18 protein-coding genes and 1 tRNA gene are annotated in these 17,180 nt (G+C 64.8%); 10 read left to right on the top strand and 9 right to left on the bottom strand.

The genetic code is table 11. The features are described 5' to 3' along the window. Positions 1-50: 50 nt before the first annotated feature. Entirely contained in the window at positions 51-1,712 is a 1,662-nt protein-coding gene (locus ACYQ8E_RS07390) for a zinc-ribbon domain-containing protein (RefSeq protein ID WP_459860533.1), read from the bottom strand. Between the two features lie 21 nt (positions 1,713-1,733). After that, positions 1,734-2,261, bottom strand: a complete 528-nt coding sequence (hpt, locus tag ACYQ8E_RS07385) for a hypoxanthine phosphoribosyltransferase (protein ID WP_066727970.1) — start codon at positions 2,259-2,261, stop codon at positions 1,734-1,736. Positions 2,262-2,447: 186 nt separating this feature from the next. Here hpt and ACYQ8E_RS07380 point away from each other — a divergent pair, with 186 nt between their 5' ends. Next, positions 2,448-3,125, top strand: coding sequence for a DUF1573 domain-containing protein (locus ACYQ8E_RS07380; RefSeq protein WP_066727969.1), 678 nt, complete (start codon positions 2,448-2,450; stop codon positions 3,123-3,125). Positions 3,126-3,163: 38 nt separating this feature from the next. On the opposite strand, the gene gshB is transcribed toward ACYQ8E_RS07380, so the two are convergent. Next, a complete protein-coding gene (gene gshB, locus ACYQ8E_RS07375) occupies positions 3,164-4,114 on the bottom strand; it encodes a glutathione synthase (RefSeq protein ID WP_066727968.1) in 951 nt (316 codons plus the stop codon). A 117-nt stretch (positions 4,115-4,231) separates the two neighbouring features. Between gshB and ACYQ8E_RS07370 the strand changes: the two genes are divergently transcribed. The 3 genes from ACYQ8E_RS07370 to ACYQ8E_RS07360 are packed head-to-tail and all read left to right on the top strand — an operon-like array spanning position 4,232 to position 6,596. Beyond that, entirely contained in the window at positions 4,232-4,666 is a 435-nt protein-coding gene (locus tag ACYQ8E_RS07370; RefSeq protein ID WP_459860530.1) for a ubiquinol-cytochrome c reductase iron-sulfur subunit, read from the top strand. Positions 4,667-4,674: 8 nt separating this feature from the next. Continuing rightward, positions 4,675-5,775, top strand: a complete 1,101-nt coding sequence (locus ACYQ8E_RS07365) for a cytochrome b (RefSeq protein ID WP_066727966.1) — start codon at positions 4,675-4,677, stop codon at positions 5,773-5,775. Continuing rightward, entirely contained in the window at positions 5,772-6,596 is an 825-nt protein-coding gene (locus ACYQ8E_RS07360; protein WP_157471895.1) for a multiheme c-type cytochrome, read from the top strand. Before ACYQ8E_RS07365 ends, ACYQ8E_RS07360 begins: the two co-directional genes overlap by 4 nt. On the opposite strand, the gene ACYQ8E_RS07355 is transcribed toward ACYQ8E_RS07360, so the two are convergent. After that, positions 6,597-7,451, bottom strand: coding sequence for an MBL fold metallo-hydrolase (locus ACYQ8E_RS07355; protein ID WP_066727965.1), 855 nt, complete (start codon positions 7,449-7,451; stop codon positions 6,597-6,599). A 117-nt stretch (positions 7,452-7,568) separates the two neighbouring features. Between ACYQ8E_RS07355 and ACYQ8E_RS07350 the strand changes: the two genes are divergently transcribed. Together ACYQ8E_RS07350 and ACYQ8E_RS07345 are read left to right on the top strand one after the other, a co-directional pair. Further along, positions 7,569-7,645: transfer RNA gene (locus tag ACYQ8E_RS07350), tRNA-Arg, on the top strand. 115 nt (positions 7,646-7,760) lie between these two features. Next, positions 7,761-8,051 (top strand): CHC2 zinc finger domain-containing protein, encoded by a 291-nt coding sequence (locus ACYQ8E_RS07345; RefSeq protein ID WP_066727964.1) that lies wholly within the window; start codon positions 7,761-7,763, stop codon positions 8,049-8,051. Here the strand turns inward: ACYQ8E_RS07345 and ACYQ8E_RS07340 are convergent. Then, complete coding sequence (locus tag ACYQ8E_RS07340) at positions 8,048-8,986, bottom strand: rhomboid family intramembrane serine protease (protein WP_066727963.1); 939 nt, start codon at positions 8,984-8,986, stop codon at positions 8,048-8,050. The genes ACYQ8E_RS07345 and ACYQ8E_RS07340 overlap by 4 nt on opposite strands. Positions 8,987-9,126: 140 nt before the next feature. Between ACYQ8E_RS07340 and ACYQ8E_RS07335 the strand changes: the two genes are divergently transcribed. Genes ACYQ8E_RS07335 through ACYQ8E_RS07320 form a run of 4 tightly spaced genes read left to right on the top strand, consistent with a single transcriptional unit; the run spans position 9,127 to position 12,863 of the window. Continuing rightward, positions 9,127-10,062 carry a 4Fe-4S dicluster domain-containing protein gene (locus ACYQ8E_RS07335; protein WP_066727962.1) on the top strand — a complete coding sequence of 312 codons (936 nt, stop codon included), beginning with the start codon at positions 9,127-9,129 and terminating at the stop codon, positions 10,060-10,062. Further along, positions 10,059-10,886, top strand: coding sequence for an FAD/NAD(P)-binding protein (locus ACYQ8E_RS07330; RefSeq protein ID WP_066727961.1), 828 nt, complete (start codon positions 10,059-10,061; stop codon positions 10,884-10,886). Before ACYQ8E_RS07335 ends, ACYQ8E_RS07330 begins: the two co-directional genes overlap by 4 nt. Before the next feature lies 1 nt (position 10,887). Continuing rightward, the gene (locus tag ACYQ8E_RS07325) at positions 10,888-11,631 is read left to right on the top strand and encodes an NADH-quinone oxidoreductase subunit B family protein (protein WP_066727960.1); all 744 of its coding nucleotides are present in this window, start codon (positions 10,888-10,890) and stop codon (positions 11,629-11,631) included. After that, positions 11,628-12,863, top strand: a complete 1,236-nt coding sequence (locus ACYQ8E_RS07320; protein ID WP_066727959.1) for a nickel-dependent hydrogenase large subunit — start codon at positions 11,628-11,630, stop codon at positions 12,861-12,863. The genes ACYQ8E_RS07325 and ACYQ8E_RS07320 overlap by 4 nt, the downstream gene beginning before the upstream one ends. 12 nt (positions 12,864-12,875) lie before the next feature. Here ACYQ8E_RS07320 and ACYQ8E_RS07315 read toward each other — a convergent pair whose 3' ends face one another. The 4 genes from ACYQ8E_RS07315 to ACYQ8E_RS07300 form a co-directional block, all read right to left on the bottom strand. Continuing rightward, positions 12,876-14,789, bottom strand: coding sequence for a putative nucleotidyltransferase substrate binding domain-containing protein (locus ACYQ8E_RS07315; RefSeq protein ID WP_066727958.1), 1,914 nt, complete (start codon positions 14,787-14,789; stop codon positions 12,876-12,878). 121 nt (positions 14,790-14,910) lie between these two features. Further along, a complete protein-coding gene (locus tag ACYQ8E_RS07310) occupies positions 14,911-15,138 on the bottom strand; it encodes a hypothetical protein (protein WP_066727957.1) in 228 nt (75 codons plus the stop codon). Between the two features lies 1 nt (position 15,139). Further along, on the bottom strand, positions 15,140-16,837 hold the full coding sequence (locus ACYQ8E_RS07305) for a VC_2705 family sodium/solute symporter (protein WP_066727956.1): 1,698 nt from the start codon (positions 16,835-16,837) through the stop codon (positions 15,140-15,142). After that, positions 16,834-17,172 carry a DUF4212 domain-containing protein gene (locus tag ACYQ8E_RS07300; RefSeq protein ID WP_066727955.1) on the bottom strand — a complete coding sequence of 113 codons (339 nt, stop codon included), beginning with the start codon at positions 17,170-17,172 and terminating at the stop codon, positions 16,834-16,836. Before ACYQ8E_RS07300 ends, ACYQ8E_RS07305 begins: the two co-directional genes overlap by 4 nt. Between the last annotated feature and the right edge of the window lie 8 nt (positions 17,173-17,180).

Here is a 17,180-nt window from a genome sequence, read left to right as displayed (position 1 = left end):
GCACCAATTGGTGCGGCTTGCGGCGTTTCGGGAGCAAACAGGCGCTGCGCTTACTGCTTGCTCCCCGCGATCGAGTCCCCGGGCTCGACATTGAATTCGGAGAGGTCGGCGGGCAGGTCGCTGAAGACGATGGTGAAGGGGATGCTCTTTCCCGGACCCACATTGAGGTTGGAAAGGGAGTCGCCGAACTGGTTTTCGGTCCGCTCCCGGAGCTTGGCGAGGGGCAGGGTCTTGAGCTCATTTTCCGACAGGGCGTTGCCGCAGAAAACGGTCTGCTCCCGCAGCAGGGCGCCGCTCCGGTTGAAGAGGCGTCCCTTGACCGCCAGGGCCGAGCGGGGCTCGCTGTAGCCGTTGACCGCCTGCCCCTGGATGACAAAGAGCTGGCCGGCTTCACGGTTGTTGACAAAGATGCCGCTCGGATCGGTGACCTTGATCTGGCTTGCGGCTGGCGAGGCAGTTTCCTGGGGCAGGAACCGCTTGATCAGAAAGTCAATATCCGGGAACTGGCCGAGCCAGTAGTAATAGCCGGTAGCGCCACACAGCCCGAGCAGAATAAGGACCAGCAGCCAGGTGAAGATTCCGCTTCCCCCCTTTTTCTTGCGGCGGGCATGCTTTGACCGCGTTGGCTTGGCCCTGACCGCCGCCGGCCGTGGCGGGGAATCGTCTTCCGGCGGGGGCACGGCAGCTGCCGGTGCCGGTTTCGCCGCCGCCGGCGCTGCTGCGGCCGGGCTAGGTTCGTCCGGGGCAAGGTCGGCCGAACTGAAGTCGAGGTCGTCGGTTCCCGCCTCGTCTGCGGCGAAGTCATTGCTCCCCCCGAAGTCGAATTCGTCGGGAGCGCTATCCCCGAAGGCGAACCGGTCCGGTGCCACTGCGGGCGCTTCGCTCTCACCCCAGGAGAAGGTGTCTGCTTCGCCGTCGGCAGAGAAGTCGGCAATGCTCCCCTCCGCGCTCTCCTCGAAGGCGAGTTCGTCATTGACGCCACTTCCGAGGCCCCCGGCGAGATCGACGTTGCCAGCGTCGGCCGGTGGGGCATCGTCAAATGAGAGGGAGTCAAATTCCAGGGGAGGGAGAGGCGCGGTTCCTTCCGTACCTTCTGCGCCGAACGAAAAATCCTCCGGCGCCGGCGGGGCGCCGGCAGCGAAATCAAACTCGTCGCTGGCGGCGGTTGCACCCTCGTCGAAGGGAAGGTCATCGCCAGCCCTGCCGGGTTCATCGCTGAAGGCAAATTCATCGACGCCAGGCGCGCCCCCGGTCGCAGGGGTTGGCTCCTCCTCGCCCTCGTCGACGAAGATAAATTCATCATTTTCCGCATCAGCAGTTGCCCCAGGCGCCGCGGGGGTGAAGTCGAAGGCTTCATCGATCGCGGCGCCGGACCTTTCCCCGTCGTCATGCGTATTTTCAGGCGCAAACTCGGCAAACTCATCCTCGGCCGGCGGCGGGGGGGGGGATTCATTCCCGGTCGCTTCGAAATCGCTCCAGTCGTCGAAACTATCCGTCGTTTCCGTATTCCCGGGGGGCGTCGCCGAGGGTTCAGGGGCCGTCGCGGGCGCCGGTTCGGGGACGGGCGCGGCAGCATTCGTCAGCTCCGGTTCCGGTGGCAGGACGGTGAAAATCTCCCCGCACTTGGAGCACCTTACCTTGGTCCCCTGAGGTTTGATCTTGTCATCGGCCAGCCGGAAACGGGTCTGGCAGGCGCTGCATTCAATAACCATTCAAGCCTCCCTGGGCGTCATTCAGGCGCCTTCTACCAGGTAAATATCGGGAAGGTTGCGGTGCCGCTCATCAAAATCGAGCCCGTAACCGATAATGAAACCGTCGTCGATGGCAATGCCGACGTAGTCCGGTTGAATATCGACCTCCCGTCGGCAGCGCTTGTCGATCAGCGTGCAGATACTCAGGCTGCGCGGGTTGCGCTGCAGCAGGCGATGATAGAGGGATTCCAGCGTCAGGCCGCTGTCGACGATATCCTCGACGATGATGACATCCTTCCCGGCAATGGGGAGCTCGAGATCCTTGCGCATTTCGATGATTCCCGAGCTTTTGGTTTCGGAGCCGTAGCTCGCCAGGCGCACGAAGTCGATAACCGTCGGCACTTCGATGGCGCGCACCAGGTCGGCGAAGAAGAGGAACGAACCCTTGAGAACGCCGACCATGAGGAGCTCGCGGCCCTGGAAATCGCGACTGATTTCCGCACCAAGGCGGGCAACCTGGGCGGCGATCTCCTGGCGTGAATAGAGGAGCTTGAAATTTGCTTCCGGCATGCCTGTTCCTTGCTTGAGTCGGAGGTCGAATTTGGCCGATATTCTATAGCAAGATGCCGCATTTATGTCAATTTATTCGCAAATCCTCCCCGGACTGGTCAAGCAGGGGGGGCTGTGCTATGATCGCGGCGGTAAATCGGTTTGGAGTCAAGTCCGGATTTATTCGTTTCGCTACGAGGTGCCCCGATGAAAAAGTTGATATTCGCAGCGCTATTGCTGGTCCTGCCGTTGCCCTCTCTGGCCGCGGCCCCCAGGCTGATGGTCGAGAACCTGGATTTTGATTTCGGGCAGGTCTACCAGGGCGACCGGGTCGATCACGTTTACCAGTTCCGGAATGCCGGTGATGCCACCCTTAATATTGAAAAGGTCCGCAGTTCCTGCGGTTGCACCGCTGCCCTGGTTTCGGAGAAGGCAATCCCGCCGGGCCAGAGTGGGGAGATCAAGGCCTCCTTCGATTCGACCCGGTTCCGGGGACGGGTCAACAAGAGCATCTACCTTTACACCGATGACCCCGCGCATCCCGAGGCCCGGTTCAACCTTAGCGGCGAAGTCCTCGAGCGGCTGACGGCTAACCCGGCGCAACTTGTTCTTACGAACCTGGCTGCTGGCGTCGAATCGAATGCCGAATTGACGATCACCAATCATGGGACCGAAACCCTCCAGCTGGAGGCGATACAGGCCTCGGTCCCGGCCCTGAGCGCCACCCTCGAGCGTTCGACGCTCCCCCCCGGGGAGTCGACCCGCTTGCTGGTCAAGGTTTTGCCGGGCGCCGGTGACACCCGCTTAAGCGGCTACCTTTTCGTCCGCGCGGCCAGCCCGCACTCCCTCGAACTGCGTATCCCGGTCCAGGCGCAGGTCCGCTAAAGAGCGGTCCCCGCATTGCTGGCGCTGCCAAGGCGATATCAAGGATCGCGCTGGTCCAGCCGTGCTTCCGCGTAATCGAGGATGGCCTCTTCCAGCCGCCAGCCGTTGAGGTCGTTCATTTCGCGCAGACAGGAGGGGCTGGTCAGGTTGATTTCAAGCAGATAGCCGTCGATCAGGTCAATGCCGGCGAGGTGGATTTCCCGTTGCCGCAGCCAGGGTCCGACCTGGGCGCAGATTTCCCGCTCCCGCGCGCCGAGGGGAACCGCCTCGCAGTGGCCACCGGCGTTGATATTGGAACGAAACTCCCCCGCCGCCGGTCGCCGGCGGACCCAGCCAAGGATTTCACCTCCCAGCAGCAGAATCCGGATGTCCCCCTCCGTGGCCCCATCAAGGTATCGCTGCCCCTGAACAAAGCGGCGTCCCTGATCGGTTGCCGCAGCCAGGCGCTTGGCCAGGCCCGAATCCCCCTTTGCCAGCAGGACAATCCCCCTGCCGCTGCATTCCTCCAGCGGTTTGACGACCACCTCTCCGTGGCCGGCAACGAAGGCGGCCAGCTCCGAAACCGACCTGGTGACCAGCGTTGGCGGGAAGAGCTCCGGGAATCGAAGCGGCGCCAGTTTTTCGCAATGGTTGCGCAAACTGGCGGCCGGGTTGATCTGCAACACCCGCGGCGGCAGGAAGTCGAGCAGGTAGGTCGCGTGCAGGTAGGCGAGATCGACCGGTGGGTCCTTGCGCATCCAGACCAGATCGACGTCCCGCGCGAGGTTCAGGCGCCGGTCAGGCCCCGGCGCCAGGCTTCCGTTCGCTGCAAAACAGGCCTCGCGCGCCGTTGCCTGCAACTGCCCGGTGGCAAGGTGGAGGTCGTCGAGGGTGGCGGCAAAGACCTGCTGGCCCCGGCGCAAACTTTCCCGCATGATGGCGAAGCTGGTATCGGTCGGGGGATCGAGCTGTTCCGGGGGGTCGAGGATGAAGAGGGCGGTCGTCGGCATGGCAGAATCCTTTCCCGCAGGTTGAAAGGAGCCGAGCACCGTTTATAATCTAGTGCGATTTGGCGGTGAATGCAACCGCAGGGCCCTGGCAGGAAGAATTTGAAAGCGGGAGGTACAATGGACAACCTGGAGGTTTCGCCGGCACGCCGACGCTTCTTTCTGACGGTGATTCTCGGTGGTGTCGGCGCCGTCCTGGCCGGGGCTGCCGGCTGGCCCCAGTTCCGTTTCCTCAGCCCGTCCAAGGGGGAGGGGGAGGGGGGCAAAACAACGATCGGCCGCGACAAGGTACCAGTTGGCGGCGCCCATTTCTTCAACTTTCATGGTCATCCGGCGGTTGTGGTTCAACCCCAGCCCGGACAATTCATCGCCCTGACAGCGGTCTGCACCCACCTCGGCTGTATCGTCAAGTGGGAGGTGGACAAGGGCGATTTCCTCTGCCCCTGCCACGGCGGGCGCTATTCGCCCGACGGCCAGGTGACGGCCGGACCGCCCCCCAAACCTCTCGAATCCTATGCTGTGCAGATCCAGGGTGACCAGTTGCTGGTCGGATAGGAGCCGTCATGCCCCTCGTCAGGAAAGTTGTCGACTGGGTCGACGTTCGCCTCGGCGTGCGCGACCTGCTGGAACAGAATCTCAGCGGCTATCTTCTGCCAAAGAATGTCAACGTCTGGTACAGCCTCGGCTCGGTGCTGCTGGCCCTGTTCGGATTGCAGATCGCCACCGGCTTCCTGCTGCTGATCTATTATGTGCCCGATACGACCAAGGCCTTTGAGAGCGTCGTGCGCATCATGAACGATATCCCCTATGGCTGGCTGATCCGCTACCTGCACATGGTCGGCTCCAACATGATCATCGTGGTTCTGCTGCTGCACATGTTGTCGGTCATGTTCATGGGGAGCTACAAGCGCCCGCGGGAAATCACCTGGCTCTCCGGGTTCCTCCTCTTCAACCTCGGCATGGGGCTCTGTCTGACCGGCTACCTCCTCCCCTGGAGCCAGCTCTCCTTCTGGGCGACCACCATCGCGACCGATGCCGCCGGCACCGTGCCGGTGATCGGTGGCCGGCTGGTCGAGTTTTTGCGCGGGGGGACTTCGGTCGGGGACCCGACTCTCGGCCGCTTCTTCGCCCTGCATGTCATGGGGATGCCCCTCCTGCTCGGCGCCGGCATCGGTCTGCATCTCTTCTGTGTCCGGCGCATCGGCATCTCGCAGCCGCCCTTCGGACCGGAAGCCAAGCCGGCCGAAGTCGGTGGCTATTTCCATCACGAAGAGCACCCCGGCGGCATCCCTTTCTTCCCCAACTACACGGTGGAAGATGGGGCGATGGTCTGCTTCTTTCTCGCCCTGATCTGCAGTGTGGTCTTCTTTGCCCCGCAGCTTTTCATGCCGGAGGAAGCGCTGGTCCCCGCCGACCCCTTCAGCACTCCGGCCCATATCAAGCCCGAGTGGTACTTCCTCTGGGCCTATCAGACGCTGAAAATATTCCCGACCAAGTTGACCGGACTCGCCGCCCAGGGAGCATTCATGACCTTTCTCGCCCTGCTCCCCTTTATCGACCGCGGCGCCGAGCGGCGGCCGGCCCGGCGACCGCTCTTTGTCACCTGTTTCGTGCTCGGCATTCTGCTCTTTGTCGGTCTCTCCATCTGGGGGCATCTGTCATGATACGGTTCAAGCGCATTCTGGCCCTTGCCCTGTCGGCTCTCCTTTTCGGCGCCGGCCTCGCTCTCCCCGCGCCAGCGTTTGCTGCCGAGATCAGCTGCATCCAGTGTCATGCCCCACAACCGGGGGCACTGGGCGCTCCGGTCAAGGACTGGCAGGGGAGTGTTCACCAGCAGAACGGTATTGCCTGCAATGACTGCCATGGCGGCGACCCGACCCTGCTGTCGATGGAAGCGATGAGTCCGCAGCGTGGCTTTCTCGGGGTTCCCGCGCCGGAGGCGATCCCGGACTTCTGTGGCCGCTGCCATATCGGGGTCAAGGAAGATTATCTCGCCAGTGCCCACGGCCAGGCCCTTGGCAAGGGGGGGCCGCAGTGCGTCACCTGTCACGGCAATCACGCCATCCAGCGCGCCAGTTCCGATTTGATCAATCCCAAGGACTGCAGCCGTTGCCACGAGTACGGTCGGGCCGAAGAGATGAAAAAGGCCGTGGTCGAAACCGACCGGATGATCTCCGGGCTGCAAACCGAATTGCAGAATCTGCATCGGATCGGCATCGCCACCCAGGAGATGGAAGGGCAGGTCTTTGCTGCCCGCAACGACTTCCATCGCCTTTTTCATACCGTCAAGGTCGAAGTCGTCCACGCTAAAACGGCCGCCGTCCAGGCCAGGTTGAGCGATGTCCGGAAAGCTGCCGATGCGATCCGCCTCGAACTGGACCAGCGGCGGATCTTCGGGGCCGGGGTGGTGGGACTGTTGATCCTGGCGGGAGTCCTGCTGTTGCTGATCCGCAGGACCTATCATGAGGAGGAGCGGGGTGGCTGATCAGTTCAGGACCGTCGCCTTCAAATCGAGATAAGCGCGCTGGATGTTGGCCGGGGTCAGGCGCTGGTAGCCCGCCCAGTCCCGGTAGGCCGGAAGATCGAACTCGGCGACCGTCTTTTCCAGCGAATCGCCGCGCTCCAGGTGTTTGAGCACCTCGGAGAGAAAGCTTTTCAGATAGTCGCGAAATTCCAGGATCACCTCCGGCTTGCTGACCGGACCAAAGCCGGGAATGACCTGGCTGATCTCCATGCGGGCCATGAACTCGAGGGCCAGGACCCAGTCGGTCATATGGCCGTCGCCGATGTAACCGACACTGTGAACGTAGACCAGGTCGCTGGGGAATAGGATTTTGCTCTCGGGAAGGTAGACCAGGGTGTCACCGTCGCCGTGCCCCTTGCCGAGGTTGGTCAGGATCACCGTCTTCCCCTTTCCCGCCTTGAGGGTAAGCCCCTCGCTGAAAAAGAGGGCCGGGTACTCGATGGAGCGGACCTCGCTGGAGAGGATTTGCCAGGTCTGGACCGACATCACCGCCTCACAGCCGGCCGGCAGGTCGAAATCGACGGCGGTGTAACCGCGGTGGTGGTGGGGAAGAATGAAATAGCGCAGCGGCAGGTCGGTGACCCCGGCGATGGCGCTGACGAGGTCGGCCGCTCCCGCCTTGGACAGGTGGGCGCCGCCGGCGATGACATACTGGTCGCCAACCACGAAAAAGGCATTGGAGGTGGCGTCACTTCCGGCCACGGCGATGGCGGCGAAGACCCCCTCGGCGAGTCGTTCGACCCGGTAACTTTCGGCTCCCGGAGCCGGAGTGGCGGCAATCAGCAGACCGAACAGGACCAACCAGCAGTAACGCAAGCAAACCTCCCTCAACAGGCCGGCGGTCAGTATAGCAGCAGCGGGCCGTATGGGGCAAGCGGCCGGCGATTAGCTGTTGCATTTCGGTCCGGGATGGAGTATAAATCCCACTTCACTGCGCCCGTAGCTCAGCTGGATAGAGCGTTGGCCTCCGGAGCCAAAGGCCACAGGTTCGAATCCTGTCGGGCGCGCCAAACAAAATCAAGGAGTCAGCGGATTATGCGCTGGCTCCTTTTTTGTCCTGGCGCTGGTTGCCGATCTCCAGCCTCCGGGTAAACTGGCCTTGTCTCCATTATGACAGGAGTGGTCATGACCCTGGAACGCAAGACAATCGACGAACTGGTCAGCCGCCGCCACGCGGTGGAGAAGGTCGCCGGTGACCTTGGCCTGGTGCAGAAGGGGGCCCACTACTATTGCCCCGGCTGTCAGCCCCGGCGCCAGGGAACCCCGGAGCTGGTGATCAAGGATGGCCATTTCCAGTGCTTTCGCTGCGACGCCAGTGGCGACGTCGTCGGTCTGGTCAAGCTGGCCCGCCGCTGCGATCTCGATACGGCCATCGCCTGGCTGGAGCGGGAAACCGGCCTGCCGCCCGCCCCCTAAGCCAACCTCAGGGCCGCCCACCAGGCGCCGCCAAGCAGGGCGGCGCTCACTCCCCCCAGCAGCCAGTCGAAGCGTGCTCCGGGCGCGCCCTGTTCCCGCCCCATTCCCGCCGGCAGACCGAGAATCATGCCCCAGAAAAATCCGCCCAGGTGCGCCAGAATGTCGGTGTTGCCGTCACCGGTGCCGAGGAGCGCCAGCAGCCCCAGGGCCGCCGCCACCGGCAGGACCCGGTCCCGCAGTCGGGCCCGACGACCGCGGACCAGCGCCAGCCCGGCCAGGAGACCGAGCCCGCCGAAGAGCGCCGTCGAGGCGCCGATGGAGATATGCGAAGGGGCCTGAAACAGGCAGTTGCTGAGGTTGCCGAGCGCCCCGCTGGCCAATACCAGTGCCCACCCGGTGCCGCTGCCAAGCTCCCGGCAAAGACGGAGGACCAGCGGTGCTCCGAGCAGCAGGTTGCCGAGGAGATGGAGATTGTCGGCGTGCAGGGTCAGGGCGGTCAGCGGCCGCCACCAGTCGCCGGCCAGGATGAGCGCACTGTTGGCCGCCCCTGCCGCCAGCCAGTTGGCGCTGCTCAGCCCGAGGCTGGTAAAGCCGCCATGAACCAGGACGTGGAAGAGTGCCAGCAGGGCGAGGATGGAGAGGGTCGCGTAGCCGGTGGGAGCCGGCACGGAGGCGGGGGAGACCAGCAGCGGCGGCCAGTCGCGGTTTTCGTCCCGGTAGAGGGCGAGCTCGCGGCAGGCCCGGGCATGAAAACTCGCCGGCACTTCCAGGTGGCCGGCCCCTTCGCCGGAGACGACCTGAAAGGGGATGCCGCGCGCTTCCAGGACCAGGGCGCAGACGCGCAGCGCCTTCTGTGCGCCATCGGGAAGATCGGCCTGTGGCGGCAGGGCTTGCAACGGTTCTTCACGAATTGTTTCGGGGCTGGTTGGCGGCATCGCTCTCCTCGCGCCCAGTCTAGCAGCCTCGCCTGCTGACGTCATCCCTCCAGATCGTCTTCTTGATTGCAGCGCTCTCTTGCGGTGCTAGAATGAAGGCTGGCAGGGAGCGTTAACAGTATTTAATCGCAGGACGGGGTATGCTGGCCGTGATGGCGGAACTATTCGATTGGCTAAACCGGACCTACCGGGTCCATGGACCGCTTCGCGGTGCGGACGGCGTTGTGCGCCTTGGCCCTGTTACGGCCTGGCCGGAACTTCCTGCTGCGGATTTGCCGCTGCTGCCGCCGAAAAAATATCTGCTCCCCCCGGTCGAAACTCTCTGGAGCGAATCCGATGCCCCGCCGGCGCCACAAGCCGAAACCCGGCCCCTCGCCCTGGTCGGCATCGCCGCCTGCGATCTGGCCGGCATCGCCTACCTCGATCGGGTTCTGGCCGAGGATCCCTCCTATCGTTCGCGGCGGGAAAGTCTCTTCCTGGTCGGTTGCGCCTGTGAGCCCGGCCAGGACTGCTGCTGCCCGCCCTGGGCAAGCCCGCCCCCCTGCGACCTCTTCCTGACGGCGGCGGGCGCCTACTTCGGGTCCCCCGCAGGCCGCGACGGTGCGGCGGCGGTGGGTCTTAACGCCGCCCCCCTGAGCGCGCTGCCCGTCTTACCCTCCTCCCGCCCCCGGGAGCGCAGCCCCGAATTTGCCGAGCGTTTCGTTGCCAGTCGGGAGTTGCCGTTGTGGGCCGAGACGGCGCGGCGCTGCCTCTCCTGCGGTGTCTGTTCCGCCGTCTGCCCGACCTGCTACTGTTTCGATGTCGTCGATCGCGTCGACGCCGCGGGGAGCGCAACCCGCAGCCGGATCTGGGACAACTGTTTTTTCACCAGCCACGCCCTGGTGGCCGGTGGCCATAACTTTCGCCCCGATCGCGCCGAGCGACTCCGTTTCCGCTGTGAGCACAAGTGGTTCGGGTTTGGTGATGACCGCGGGCGGGCCGCCTGCGTCGGCTGCGGCCGCTGTCGCCGGGCCTGTCCGGTGGAGATCGACATCGAGCTGCTGGCGCAAAGTATCGATGGCGGAGGTGCGCCATGACCATCGACTTTCTTCCCGTACCGGCGCGCCTGGAGACCCTCGACCGTCGCGTCCCCGATCACCACGTTTTCCGGATTTACTGCAGTGAGGAGCTGCCGCTCCGTCCCGGCCAGTTCGTCGAAATCTCCCTCCCCGGGATCGGCGCCTTTCCGGTTTCCCCCGCCCGCTGCGGGGATGGCTACAGTTTCGATACCTGCATCCGCCGCGCCGGCCGGGTCACCGACGCGCTCTACCGGTTGCCGGAAGGGGCCGCTATCGGTCTGCGCGGACCCTTTGGCAACGGCTTCCCCCTCGCCGATTTCCGGGGCGAGGACGTGCTGCTCATCGCCGGTGGCTTGGGGATGGCGCCGCTGCAGGGTCTGTTGCAGGTGCTGGTCGAGGAGAGGTCGGCGTTTGGGGAGATCATCCTCCTTTACGGCAGCCGCGACCCGGAGCTGCTGCTGTTCCGCGCCGAACTCGAAAAACTGGCGCGCCAGGGGCAGCTGCGCCTGCGTTTTTCCGTCGATTTTGCCACCGAACTCCCCTGGGCCGGCGAAGGCCCGGTCTGCCGGCTCGGGCTGGTCGGTGAACTCCTGTCCGACCTGGTCTTTGTCCCCGAGCGCACCGTCGCGGCCGTCTGTGGCCCGCCGGTGCTGTATGGCTGCGTCCTCGAAGAACTGGCCGGACTCGGCATGGCGCCGGAGCGGATCTTTGCCACCCTGGAGCGCCGCATGAAATGCGGGGTGGGCGTCTGCTGTCACTGTGTAACCGCGGGGCGCTATATCTGCCGCGAAGGACCGGTCTTCTCCCTGCGCCAGTTGCGGGGCATGGAAGGAGCCATCTGATATGTCTTCCAGCACCCCCCTGGTTTGCGGCTTTGCCCGCCTCACCTCCTGCAGCGGCTGCCAGCTGACCCTGCTCAACATGACCGCCGACCTCGTCCCCCTGGCGGCGCGCCTCTCGGTCGTTGCTTTTTCCATGGCCTCATCGGCCCCCGACCCCGGCGGCGCCCTGGATGTGGCAGTGATCGAAGGCTCGGTCTCCTCACCGGCCCAGCTTTCGACCCTGCTCGCCCTGCGGCGCCGTGCCGACCGCCTGGTCGCGGTCGGTGCCTGTGCCCTCAGTGGCGGCGTCAACGCCCTCGCCAGCGGCGATCGCGATGCGCTGGTGGCTTCGGTGTACGGCGCGCCGGAGGCGGTCGAGGAAAGCTTCCCGCCGCAGCCCCTCTCCCGCTTCGTCCAGGTCGACCTGGAGATCCCCGGTTGCCCGCCGGAAGGGGCGGAGCTGGTGGCGCTCTTTGGCTCCCTGGCCCGGGGCGGCCTGCCGGCCGCTAGTGACTACCCGGTCTGCATGGAATGCCGGCAGCGGGAAAATCTCTGCCTCCTCATCGAGCGCCGTATTCCCTGCCTCGGGCCGGTAATCCGGGCCGGGTGCCAGGCCCGCTGCCCCAGCTTCGGGGTCGCCTGCGAGGGGTGCCGGGGGATGGTGGCGGAGGCCAACCGCGGCGAGGAATTCCGCCTGCTGCTCGAAACCGGGCTGAATGAGCGGGAGATCCGGGCACGGCTGAGACGGTTCGGGGAGGAGGCATGAGCGTCCTGCATTTGACACCGCTGACCCGGGTCGAGGGACATGGCCGCGTCGATCTGGTACTCGAGGCGGGAAAACTGGTCGATGTCCGGCTCGCCCTCGAGGAGTCGCCACGGCTCTTCGAAGCACTGCTGGTCGGTCGCCATTGTCGCGAGGTGCCGGCCCTGGTCTGCCGGATCTGCGCCATCTGCTCCGCCGTTCACCGGGTGGCCGCCGCCATGGCCCTGGAGGCGGCGATGGGGATTGCCATCCCGCCGCTGGCCCGGGGGATCCGTGAACTGCTGCTGCTGGGAGGGCATATCGAGAGCCATGCCCTGCACCTCTTCTGCCTGATTCTTCCCGACCTGACCGGCCACGCCAGCCTGCTCGACCTGGCCCGTGCCGGCCACCCGCTGGCGGCGGCCGGGCTCGAATTGAAGGCTTTTGGCAACCGCATCCAGGCCCTGGCCGGGGGACGGCCGATCCACCCGGTCAATGTCGAGATTGGCGGTGTCCTCAGCACTCCCGATCCGGGCGCCCTCGCCGCCTTGGCTGAGGAGAGCCGCGCGCGGCAGGCAGAGCTCGAAACCTTGCTCGGCATCTTTTGCCGGGAGGAGAATTATCCCGCCCATGCGGCGGCCATCGGCACCCGGATGGCGGTTGCCGCCCCTGGCCCGTTGCCATTGTGGGGGGAGGAACTGGTCCTGGGCGACGGTCGGCGGGTTGCGGCGGCAGCGTGCCGGGAACTCTTTGCCGAGGTGGTCGTCGGCTATTCCCACGCCAAGCAGTCGGGAAGCCGCCAGCACCCCCTGCTGACCGGTGCGCTGGCCCGGGAGGAGATGGCCGGGGATGAGGCAATGGCGGGGTTCGGCATTCATGGCAACAACGTCGCCCAGGTCCAGGAACTCGGCAAGGCCCTGGCGCGGGTGGCGGCACTGGCGCAGGAACTGGCCGGGGCCAAGCCGGGAGAAGTGACCCTTGCCGACTGGCAGGCGGATGCAGGAATCGGAACCGCCCTTTGCGAAGCGCCGCGCGGACTCTTGCTCCATCACTATGTGGTCGATGATTTCGGCCGCATTGCCAAAGTCGACATCGTCACCCCGACGGCAATCAACCAGGCGGCGCTGGAAGCCCAGTTGCTGGCCGACCTGCAGGGAGTTAGTGATGAAGCGGTGCTGCTGGAGCGGGCCGGACGCATAGTGCGTGCCTACGATCCGTGCATCTCCTGCGCGGTGCACCTGCTTAAGGTAGTCTGAAGGCTGGCTGGGTCAGAAGGGGGTGCGGGCGAAATGGCGCTTGGTGGCGTCCTGCAGCTTGCTGACGGCGTGGAATGACTCCCGCAGCAGGTCCTGCTCGTTGCGGGTCAGGGTGGCCGGGTCGAGGAAGTGGCCCGGTTCGCTACCCGCCTCGATCAGGGCGATCTCGTTGCGCAGGCGCAGGAAGATCAGCGCCTCGAAAGCGGCGCGGATATGTTCGGCGGTCTCCGCCGAAAAGACATTGCGCTCGACCAGCGCCTTGAGGCGGTCGAGGGTGGTGATTTCGTGCAGTTCCTTCTCCAGAGCGAACATCCGGATGCAGTCGACGATGTAGATGCTCCCCCCCTGCTTGACCGACAGCTCCCCCTTGTGCGGACCGCTCTTCTCCACCAGAAAACGGCCGAGGAGGCCAACCGGCACCTTGTAGCGCAGGTCGAGGGCCATCATGTGGTAGAGAAAGGCCTGGAACTCGCGGATCTCGCGGTTGACCACCTCGCGCAGGCTCTGGGCGAGGGCCGGGTCGCCAGCCAGCGGCGCGAAATCGAAGAAGATTGACGAATAGCGCACCTTCTGCGGTTCGGGGTCGTTGACCCAGTCGCGGATACGGGCCTGCCAGTCCTGCAGCCGTCCCCGCCAGAGCGGGTTGCTGGCCATGACGTTGCCGCTGCAGAGGGGATAGCCGACCTGGTGCAGGGAGGTGACCACCTTCTCGGCGAGGGGGATGAAGAAGGCATCGATTTCCGCCATCCTGGCGTCCGGCACGTTCTCGAAGATGAAGCCGTGGTCCTGGTCGGGGCTGAGCAGCATCTCGCGCCGGCCGCCGCTCCCCATGATCAGGAAGCAGTAGCGTACCTGCGGCGGCTGATGCCCCTCGGCGGCCATTTCGGCCAGGCAGAGGTCGAAGACCCGCTTGATGATGCCGTGGTGGATGTAGCTGAGGATCTCCATCACCTCGGGGGTGCTGCGGGTTTCCGAGAGGAGGGTGCGGGCGACAGTGACGATCTCCCGGCGGATGGCCGCGAGTCCCGCGATGGTCCCTTCCTCGCGGATGTTGCCGAGGAGCAGCATCGCCTTCTGGCTGCGGTAGCGGAGCAGGTCGCGCAGACTGACGATGCCGACCGGTTCGCCGCGATCGACCACCGGCAGGTGCTTGAGGCGATGGCCGGTCATGTAGGCCATCGCCTCGTACATGTAGGTCTCCGGGCCCATGCCGTAGGGGTGGGGTTGCATGATTTCACGGGCCGTGATCTGGCGCGGATCGACATTCTCCGGGGCGATGACCTTGGTGACCAGGTCTTTGCCGGTGATGATGCCGAGGATCTTGCGGTTTTCGTCGGTCACCAGGACCGAGCCGATCTTCTTTTCCGTCAACTGGCGGGCGACCTGCTGGGCACTCTCCTGCGGAGCGCAGCACTCGACCGGGGAGACCATGATCTCCGACAGGCGCTTCTTGAAGGGGTAGGCCTCCATCTGCGTCAGCGCCTTCTGGCCATGGTCGCGGACGATGTCCGAGTAGAGGTCCCGCACCCGCGAGAGGACCAGGCGGGTAAAGTAGCCGCCGACCTGCGGGTAGTCGCGCTGCAGGCGGCGCAGAATCTCCTGCGGGATCAGGTAGCAAGAGGTCGGTTTCAGGGTCCTGGCGCCGCCGGTGTAGGGCTCGCCGGTAAAGATCGGGGTGCCGCCGAAGAACTGCCCCTCCTTGCGGTAATCGACGACCATATCGATGCCGCCCGGGGTGAGCACGGTGATTTCGACCAGTCCCTCCTTGATCAGGTAGAGGTAACCGGTCGGGGCATCATTCTGCTGGAAGATGAAGGTGCCGGCCGGAAAGGTCGATACCACGGCCGCCGCACTCAGCTCCTGAAACAGGGCTTCGGGGAGGGTATTGAAGGGCTCGGTTTCGCGGAGGTGATGGATCAGGCTCATAACCGGGGACCTGGTGGCGCTGGGGCGAAAATCGAATCAAGTCCGTGCTGGACAGCTGTCCGGCACGCTGCGGCGGACGGCTGAAAATTTACCACGAAGGGTAGGGCAAGTAAACGCAATTTCAGTCGCTTTCTCCCTGCCGGGCGCGGTTCGACCCCCGATCGAGGAGCAGGGCGCAGACGAAGCAGAAGATGCTGGCCGCCATCAGCTCGGCGATGTGGACGAAGAAGTTGCGGGTCATCAGCAGATCGACCCCCATCAGGAGCATGCCGAGGACGGCAAAGCCCATGGCCCAGCGCTGGCGTCCGCCGGGCAGCCGCATCCTGGCGTTCTGGTCGGCAGCAGTCATCTCAATGCACCGGCCCGCTTCGGGATGGCGTCTCCTCGACGTAGCCGGGGAGGTTGTGCAGCTTGCGCAGGATATTGTCCATTTTACCGGCCGACTCTTCCGTGACCCGGGAGTGGGTCAAGTTGGAGACAAGGATATTGATGAGAAAGGCGAGCGGGCAGACGATCAGGGCCGAAGAGGTTGCCGGCAACAGCCCGTCGGCGCCGAAAAAGGGGATTCTGGCGATCCACCCCGCCATGGCGATCAGGGTCATCCCGAGGCCCCAGACCATCCCGGCGAGGGCTCCATACTTGTTGGCCCTGCCGTACCAGACGGCCAGAACGACGGCGGGGAAGATGGTGTTGCCGGCGATGGCAAAGGCCATGGCAACGATCTGGGCGATCAGCGCCGGAGGGTTGAGGGCGGTCAGGATTACGATGCCGCAGAGGATGGCGGTAAAGATGCGGCCGACATGGAGGGCCTGGCGGTCGGTGCAGCCGGGCCGGAAGATCGTCGCGTACCAGTCGTGGGCGATCGCCGAGGCTCCGGCGACCAGCAGTCCGGCGACGGTGGAGAGCCCTGCCGCCATCGCGCCTGCCGCCAGGTAGCCGATAAAGGCGATCCCCAGCCCCGCCTTTTCCGGGGCGGAGAGGATAATGACGTCGGCGACTGCCTGGCCGCCGAGGGGATTCCAGAACTTGCCCATCGCTGCGTAGACCGGCGACGACCAGTAGAGCAGGCCGATGAAGAAGAGCCCCCAGAGGACCGACTTGCGGGCGACATCCTCGTTCTTGACGGTATAGAAGCGGATCATGATGTGGGGGAGGCCGGCGGTGCCAACCATCAGGGTGAAGACCAGGGCGATGAACTGGTAGAAGTTGCCGCCGCCCCAGGGGAGGTAGGCCTCGCGCACCTGCTCGATCTCGCCCGGCGTCAAATGGCCGGTTGCGACCTTCCCCTGCATGATATCGGAGAGGATGCTGCCGTACTCGAGCTGCGGCAGGATGCCGGCGCCGCCAGCCTTGCGGATCAAAATCCAGAGCGGGATCATGAAGGCGGAGATCAGCACCACGTACTGGATCTGCTGGTTACGGGTGACGCCGGCCATGCCGGAGATCAGCAGATATGCACAGACGACGCCGGCGGCAAAGAAGACGCTGGCATTGTAATCCATGCCGAAGATCCAGCCGCAGATCAGGCCGATCCCCTTGAACTGGGCCGTGGAGTAGGTGATGGCGATGATTACCGTGACGGCGGCGGCGATCAGGCGCACCGAGTGGCAGTCGTAACGGTCGCCGAGGAACTCGGGAATGGTGTACTTGCCGAAACGGCGGATCTGGGCCGCGAGCAGGCAGAGCAGGAGGACATAGCCGCCGGTCCAGCCGATGATGTAGCCGAGACCGAACCACCCCTTGAGATAGAGTAGACCCGCCACCCCCATGAAGGATGCGGCGCTCATCCAGTCCGAGGCGATGGCGGCGCCGTTGCCGTACTTGCCGATGCCGCGACCGGCGACCCAGTAGCCCGAGGTCTCGTTGACCCGGGAGAGGAAGCCGACACCAATGTAGACGCAGAGCAGGGCCACCATGATGATCGCCGGAACCAGTTTGAAGCCCGGTTCGATCTGGAAGATCTCCTCACCGGCGGCGAAGGCGGCGGGGGTGGCGAGCAGGACCAGGCCGGCAGCGGTCAGCAGGGGAGTAAAAATAGAGCGTCTCATCGCCCGGCTCCCTTTCCTGCCGCCTGGCGGCGCTGCGGCGTGATGCGCTTGTCCCACAGCAGGCAATAGAGTTTGCACAGCAGGATGTAGCCGATGGTACAGCCCTGGGCGATCAGCCAGTAATGGAGCGGAAAACCGAGAAAGCGAGCCCGGGTCAGGAACGATTCCCCGAGCCCCGAGGGGTCGCCGAGGCCGGCGACGAATATCAGCAGTGGAACGCCGAAGCTGAGCAGTGCCCAGACGGCGAGGACCGACGCGGCGACCGCGACCTCCTGGCGGATGCCCGGGGTGGAAGGACGGAAAAAGTTGACCTGGACACGCTCGCGACCGGACATGGTGGCTC

The sequence above is a fragment of the Desulfuromonas carbonis genome, assembly GCF_054658035.1.
This window is presented reverse-complemented; position numbering and strand designations above follow the sequence as displayed.

Excerpts from the sequence above, each read along its gene's own strand:
- hpt (WP_066727970.1), bottom strand. The coding sequence starts at position 2,261 with ATGCCGGAAGCAAATTTCAAGCTCCTCTATTCACGCCAGGAGATCGCC.
- ACYQ8E_RS07325 (WP_066727960.1), top strand. The coding sequence starts at position 10,888 with ATGTCTTCCAGCACCCCCCTGGTTTGCGGCTTTGCCCGCCTCACCTCC.
- ACYQ8E_RS07315 (WP_066727958.1), bottom strand. The coding sequence starts at position 14,789 with ATGAGCCTGATCCATCACCTCCGCGAAACCGAGCCCTTCAATACCCTC.
- ACYQ8E_RS07305 (WP_066727956.1), bottom strand. The coding sequence starts at position 16,837 with ATGAGACGCTCTATTTTTACTCCCCTGCTGACCGCTGCCGGCCTGGTC.
- ACYQ8E_RS07335 (WP_066727962.1), top strand. The coding sequence starts at position 9,127 with ATGCTGGCCGTGATGGCGGAACTATTCGATTGGCTAAACCGGACCTAC.
- ACYQ8E_RS07360 (WP_157471895.1), top strand. The coding sequence starts at position 5,772 with ATGATACGGTTCAAGCGCATTCTGGCCCTTGCCCTGTCGGCTCTCCTT.
- ACYQ8E_RS07330 (WP_066727961.1), top strand. The coding sequence starts at position 10,059 with ATGACCATCGACTTTCTTCCCGTACCGGCGCGCCTGGAGACCCTCGAC.
- ACYQ8E_RS07380 (WP_066727969.1), top strand. The coding sequence starts at position 2,448 with ATGAAAAAGTTGATATTCGCAGCGCTATTGCTGGTCCTGCCGTTGCCC.
- ACYQ8E_RS07320 (WP_066727959.1), top strand. The coding sequence starts at position 11,628 with ATGAGCGTCCTGCATTTGACACCGCTGACCCGGGTCGAGGGACATGGC.
- ACYQ8E_RS07370 (WP_459860530.1), top strand. The coding sequence starts at position 4,232 with ATGGACAACCTGGAGGTTTCGCCGGCACGCCGACGCTTCTTTCTGACG.
- ACYQ8E_RS07340 (WP_066727963.1), bottom strand. The coding sequence starts at position 8,986 with ATGCCGCCAACCAGCCCCGAAACAATTCGTGAAGAACCGTTGCAAGCC.
- ACYQ8E_RS07390 (WP_459860533.1), bottom strand. The coding sequence starts at position 1,712 with ATGGTTATTGAATGCAGCGCCTGCCAGACCCGTTTCCGGCTGGCCGAT.
- ACYQ8E_RS07310 (WP_066727957.1), bottom strand. The coding sequence starts at position 15,138 with ATGACTGCTGCCGACCAGAACGCCAGGATGCGGCTGCCCGGCGGACGC.
- ACYQ8E_RS07365 (WP_066727966.1), top strand. The coding sequence starts at position 4,675 with ATGCCCCTCGTCAGGAAAGTTGTCGACTGGGTCGACGTTCGCCTCGGC.
- gshB (WP_066727968.1), bottom strand. The coding sequence starts at position 4,114 with ATGCCGACGACCGCCCTCTTCATCCTCGACCCCCCGGAACAGCTCGAT.
- ACYQ8E_RS07300 (WP_066727955.1), bottom strand. The coding sequence starts at position 17,172 with ATGTCCGGTCGCGAGCGTGTCCAGGTCAACTTTTTCCGTCCTTCCACC.
- ACYQ8E_RS07345 (WP_066727964.1), top strand. The coding sequence starts at position 7,761 with ATGACCCTGGAACGCAAGACAATCGACGAACTGGTCAGCCGCCGCCAC.